This is a genomic window from Streptococcus mitis (assembly GCF_003942965.1).
Classification (GTDB): Bacteria; Bacillota; Bacilli; order Lactobacillales; family Streptococcaceae; genus Streptococcus; species Streptococcus mitis_BH.
Window position 1 is genome coordinate 1 of the sequence record NZ_RJOG01000044.1, and the last position, 5,243, is coordinate 5,243.

General features: G+C 38.1%; 4 protein-coding genes and 1 pseudogene. 1 reads left to right on the top strand and 4 read right to left on the bottom strand.

Annotation, left to right across the window (positions count from 1 at the left end; all coding sequences use genetic code 11):
* Window positions 1-528: 528 nt before the first annotated feature.
* The 4 genes from D8837_RS08875 to D8837_RS08890 form a co-directional block, all read right to left on the bottom strand.
* A complete protein-coding gene (locus D8837_RS08875) occupies window positions 529-2,079 on the bottom strand; it encodes a ClC family H(+)/Cl(-) exchange transporter (protein WP_125456829.1) in 1,551 nt (516 codons plus the stop codon).
* Window positions 2,080-2,095: 16 nt separating this feature from the next.
* Entirely contained in the window at window positions 2,096-2,875 is a 780-nt protein-coding gene (locus tag D8837_RS08880) for a ribonuclease HII (protein WP_125456830.1), read from the bottom strand.
* Window positions 2,862-3,713: a ribosome biogenesis GTPase YlqF gene (ylqF, locus tag D8837_RS08885; RefSeq protein ID WP_045606767.1), complete on the bottom strand. Its 852-nt coding sequence runs from the start codon at window positions 3,711-3,713 to the stop codon at window positions 2,862-2,864. The genes D8837_RS08880 and ylqF overlap by 14 nt, the downstream gene beginning before the upstream one ends.
* Window positions 3,714-3,961: 248 nt before the next feature.
* Window positions 3,962-5,071, bottom strand: coding sequence for a glycosyltransferase (locus D8837_RS08890; RefSeq protein WP_125456831.1), 1,110 nt, complete (start codon window positions 5,069-5,071; stop codon window positions 3,962-3,964).
* 34 nt (window positions 5,072-5,105) lie between these two features.
* On the opposite strand from D8837_RS08890, the pseudogene rbgA reads away from it, so the two are divergent.
* Window positions 5,106-5,243: pseudogene (gene rbgA, locus D8837_RS08895) on the top strand (ribosome biogenesis GTPase YlqF); the annotation flags it as partial.

Genomic DNA, 5,243 nt, shown 5'->3' on the forward strand with positions numbered 1-5,243 from the left:
AGCATAGACTTATTTATTTTTCAAGAAAATTATAGTTTTTCGGAAAGATGTTATAGAGCTTTTTAAAAAAGACTTAGACCTGTGTAAAACGAATCTAAATCTTTGGAGTTATTATTGTGAATCATTAGCTAGTGCTTTTTCTAGTTTCCAAATACTAAACCAGAATGAAATAGTCAACAGAATAAGGAAAATAAAAAAGAGATTATCAGTAACGAAACTTCTGTTCATTCTGCATAGCTGAAGAGCTATATAAGGAGCTATGAGATACAAAATACATTGTATAATTGCTATTGTTTTCTTTTTCATGATTTTAATCTTACTGTACAGATTTGATACAGTAAACTCCTTTCTAGCTTTATGCTTTATTATTTCTAACTTGATTATAGTCTTATTTTTACCAAAGTTCAATTATTTGTATGTGAAATATCTTATCTGTAAAAAATAACCGATTCTATTGCTGAGAATCGGTTTTCTAATATATTTAATTAAGAAGTTTGTTTTTACATAATTTATGTTATGTAAAAACTCCTACAACAACAAATCTTTTATTTTTCCAATTTCACTTTTTGGAATAACTAGGTGAATCATATCTCCGAGATACATTCTGGTTGAGCCGTTAACTGTTTGGCTCTTGCCATTATGGACTTGGGTGGTGATGAGTACGTTATGTGGTAAGTTGAGTTCGTGAACTTGTTTTCCTGCTATTTTATCTGAAACAGGGATTTCAATGAGAGTGACTTCTCCTTCATCTGTCGCTTCTTCTGGCAGCATTTTTTCCAACATAGCTTCATAGACTGGTGCACCCTTGAGTAGATCCATGATGATGTAGGCAACCAAGGTCACTAATCCAAGTGGCATGAGATTGCGAATATCTCCTACCATTTCGGTTACCAGAATCATAGCAGTTAAGGGAGCCTTGGATATTGCTCCAAAATAGCCACTCATTCCTAGAATGACAAATATAGGGAATTGCTGCTGACTGACAAGTCCAAGATTGACACAAATAACACCAACTAGAGCTCCAAGTAAGGAGCCAAGCGCTAAAATTGGTAGGAAAATTCCTCCTGGAAGGCCACTTCCATAACTAATCATGCTCCAAACAAAGCGAATCAAAAAGTAAAATAATAGAACTTGGAAACTAAAATCTTGTTCAGTTAAGGAAAGAACCAGCTGATTTCCACCACCAAGGATTTGTGGTAAGAAGATTCCGACTGGGATGATGAGAATGAAAGCCAGAATTGGATAATAAGCTCTATCCAAACGGATTTTTTGACCAAGCCAGTCATAAACTCTACCAACATTGAGCACAGCTTTCTCATAGATAAAACCAGATAGTCCAAGAAAAATCCCCATAAGGAGGTAAATCCAATACTGGTCTAGGGTCATGAGTGGGATGTTGTCTGGCATGTCCAGTACGGGTGTTAAGCCAAATATGAGTAGTGAGACAAAGTTTGCTACGAGACTAGCTGCGAGAGTAGATACCCAGAAAAAGCGTGAAAAATGGTGATAAACTTCTTCTACCACAAAGAGAAGTCCTGCAATAGGAGCATTAAAGGCTGCGGCTAATCCTGCTGCAGCTCCACTTGCAATAAGGGAACGTTCCTCAACTGGACTGGATTTGAGCCACTTAGCAATTCCTTTACCGCCGACAGCTCCAAGTTGAATACTTGGTCCTTCACGCCCCAGCATGAGTCCGCTGGCAATTGCAAGAATTCCTAGAACATATTTTTTCCAAAGAACACCCCACCAGTTGAGGGTCATGAGTCCCTTTAATTCAGCTTCGACTTGAGGAATTCCTGAGCCTTTGATATCTTTTTCTGACCGTGTTAATTTCGCACTGAGCCAACAAACTATTAAATAAAATAGACCAATGATAAAAAGATTGCGCACTAGGTGCGCTTGATCTTGATAAAGTCCTTGTATCAGGTGGAAGCCTTTTTCGATTAAAAACCGAAAAGATCCAACGATAATTCCAACAACGAGACCAACAATGATTCCTCGTCCAACTTGGGATAATATAGTACTTGAGGCAAAGGCAAATTCTTTCTTGGAGCTGAGTGTTTCTGACTGTTCCTCCATAATCATTCCTTCTAACTTAACTTTCTTTTTCTCCCAAAACCAGTGATTTAACGGGTTCAAAGCTGGTTCGGTGAATTGGGGTAACTCCTAGTTTTGTGAGGCCTTCCAGGTGTTTAACTGTTCCATATCCTGCATTAGCAGTAAAGTCATAGCCAGGGAACTGCTGATCGTATTCCTTCATCAATTCATCACGTGTCACCTTGGCTATTATAGAAGCTGCTGCAATCGAGAGGGAATTAGCATCACCTTTGATGATGGAGGTTTGTGAAATGGGTAATTCCAGTTTCATGGCATCTATCAAAAGGTGCTCAGGTTGAGGACTGAGCTGGGAAATTGCTTCCTGCATGGCCAGTTTGGTTGCTTCATAGATATTGACTTGGTCGACGACCTGATTATCCATGATACCAATTCCGATTGACAAGGCTTGGTCCTGAACGGCTTGGAAAATCTCCAGATGTTTCTTTTTAGGAATTTTCTTGCTGTCGTTGAGACCTTTGATTTTACAATTTTGAGGTAAAATAACGGCTGCAGCGACTACAGGCCCAGCCAGAGGACCACGACCAACCTCGTCAACACCTGCTATCAAGGTCAATCCTTGCTTGTAAAGTTCTTTTTCGTAGGAAAGCATGGATTCCAAACGAAGATCCTCATCCAATTCTGCCTGAATGGCTTTTTTACGCTTGCTTATTTCCTTTTGAACTCCAGAACGATTATCCTGCTCGAGTTCTAAAAAAATAGGGTTATCTAACTCCTTGACAGTAGCAAGGAGTTCTTTGATTTCTTTAATCGTCGCCATCGAGGTCTTCCAATGTATCTAAGGTATAGTTACCAAGTTTGCCATCACGGACTTCCTTCACGAAGAGACTGTAGAAACGGTCATAGTCATCACGGAAACCGAGGGCACGGGTCATATCCATAATAATAACAGGCGCTTCTTCCTCAATTTTCATTTGTTTAAAGCGTTCGGCCAGCTTTTCTGGATAATGTTCTTTGAAATAATTGAGACCAAAAATGGTTACCTCATCCATAGGAAGCAACTGGTCTTTGATAGCTCCAGTCAAGGCCAACTTAAGAGCTACAGTTTCATCCTCAAATTTAGGCCAAAGAATCCCTGGCGTATCTAAGATTTCCAAGTCTTTGTTAGTTTTGAGCCATTGTTGACCTTTGGTCACACCAGGCTTGTTGCCGACAACTGCAATCTTTTTACCAGCCAAACGATTCATGAGAGTGGATTTACCAGCATTTGGAATCCCAATAATCATGGTACGCAAGGTTTCAATCTTGATACCACGTTCTTTCTGACGAGCAATCTTATCAGCCATGAGTTTTTTAGCCGCATCTGTTACAACTTTTACAGTCACTTGCTCTTTGGAGTTGATAGCTAACGTCTGGATTCCTTGTGATTCAAAATATTGACGCCATTCCTTGGTCATTACTGGATCGGCCAAGTCTGCCTTGTTTAAAATCAAAAGTTTTGGTTTGTCACCAACAATTTTGGTCAACATAGGATTTTGACTAGATAGAGGTAAGCGTGCATCCACCAAAATCGTCACAAAATCAACAAATTTTAAATTCTCCTGCACCTGTCGACGCGCTTTAGACATGTGACCAGGAAACCATTGAATAGTAGCCATTGAGTTTTTTCCTTTCATAGCAAGGGTTTAGAGCCCCTATTTTATTTTACTATTGTTTGAACATCAAGGAGTTTTCAAATGAATAATGTACAAACAGTTCTTGTTTTATAACATAGAAATCTACTTTATATTATATCATGACTTCTTTATTTTGTCCGCTTTTGCTTCAGGATTAAATAGTGTTCCAAACTATTAAATCATTATAAAAAATTAGAGAAGACATGTTTGTCCTCTCCATCAACTTTTTATTACTCGTCAAATAATTTCTCCAACTGTTTGGTTGCTGAGTCAATCTCGTAGCCGTTTTGTTCGATCAGCTGTTTCACCTTTTCTGTATCAAGCTCCCGATGATCTCTGAACGACAAAATCTTATCCGCCCAATCTTCAAGAGAATCCTGCAAAGACAGGCTGTTATCATAATTGTCCAGTATTCTTGCATATGGTAGATGATTTGCTGTTACAACAGGTAATCCATTTGCTTGCGCTTCAATAAGTACAATTGGCAAGCCCTCAAAATGAGATGGGAAGAAGAAAACATCTAGAAGATTTAGCATTTTTCCGACATTAGTGGTCAAGCCTGTAAAGATGACTTTGTCTGCTACTCCATATTCTTTTGCCACATTTTCTAAAAATTCAGTATCTCCTCTTCCGATAAATACTAGACGAGAATTCGGTTCTTTTTTGACGATTTCAGAAAAAACCTTCACACAAAAACTTTGATTTTTTTGTTTTTCATATAAACGAGAAACTTGTCCTACGACTAAACAATCTTCTGGAATACCATATTCCTTTCGAAGTTGGGCTTGCATTTCTTGATTATATAAAAACTTTTCTACCTCAATGGCATTATGAATCACTAAAGCTTTTTCTCTTTCTTTTCCATGATAAAAATGGTTCAACGCTTCTGTTCCGCAGGCCCAAAAATCGGTCGCATACTTGCCGACAAAAAGACGATTGACTGGATGAACAAAGCGGTAAAATTTATCTGCTGTTGCACAATGTCCATGAACAATTCTTTTTTCGATTCCGTATTTCTTTGCTAATTTTAAAAATTCTAGATGAGTCAGACCGTTTTGATTGGACCATAAAATATCATAACGATGAGCATTCTCCTTAAAGAAACGATCCCATTCCTTTAATGCCTGTTTCATATGAGGTCTTAACTTAGGGATTCTATGAACGACGAGAGGATTGTGGCAAAGCTTTTTAAAATGTTCACTAAATTCAACATCTTCAGGGCCTTGTAGTAGAAATTCCAGTTCAAATTCAGAGGTATCAATATGATTATAAAAATCTACCACAATTTTTTCTAACCCACCAACATCTGGAACCAATCCACACACTAGTATTCTTTTCATTGATTTTCTCCTTATTTTTTAAACTTTAACACTTTTTGAATCACAAGGAATCCAGACGTTAGCTATCAACTCCAAAGAGCAAGTGACTGTAAAAGTTGTAACAGATGCGGCTAAAAAACTCATGGCTGATAAGATTGCTCGTCAGAAAGAACGTGGTATCAAGATTGAAACC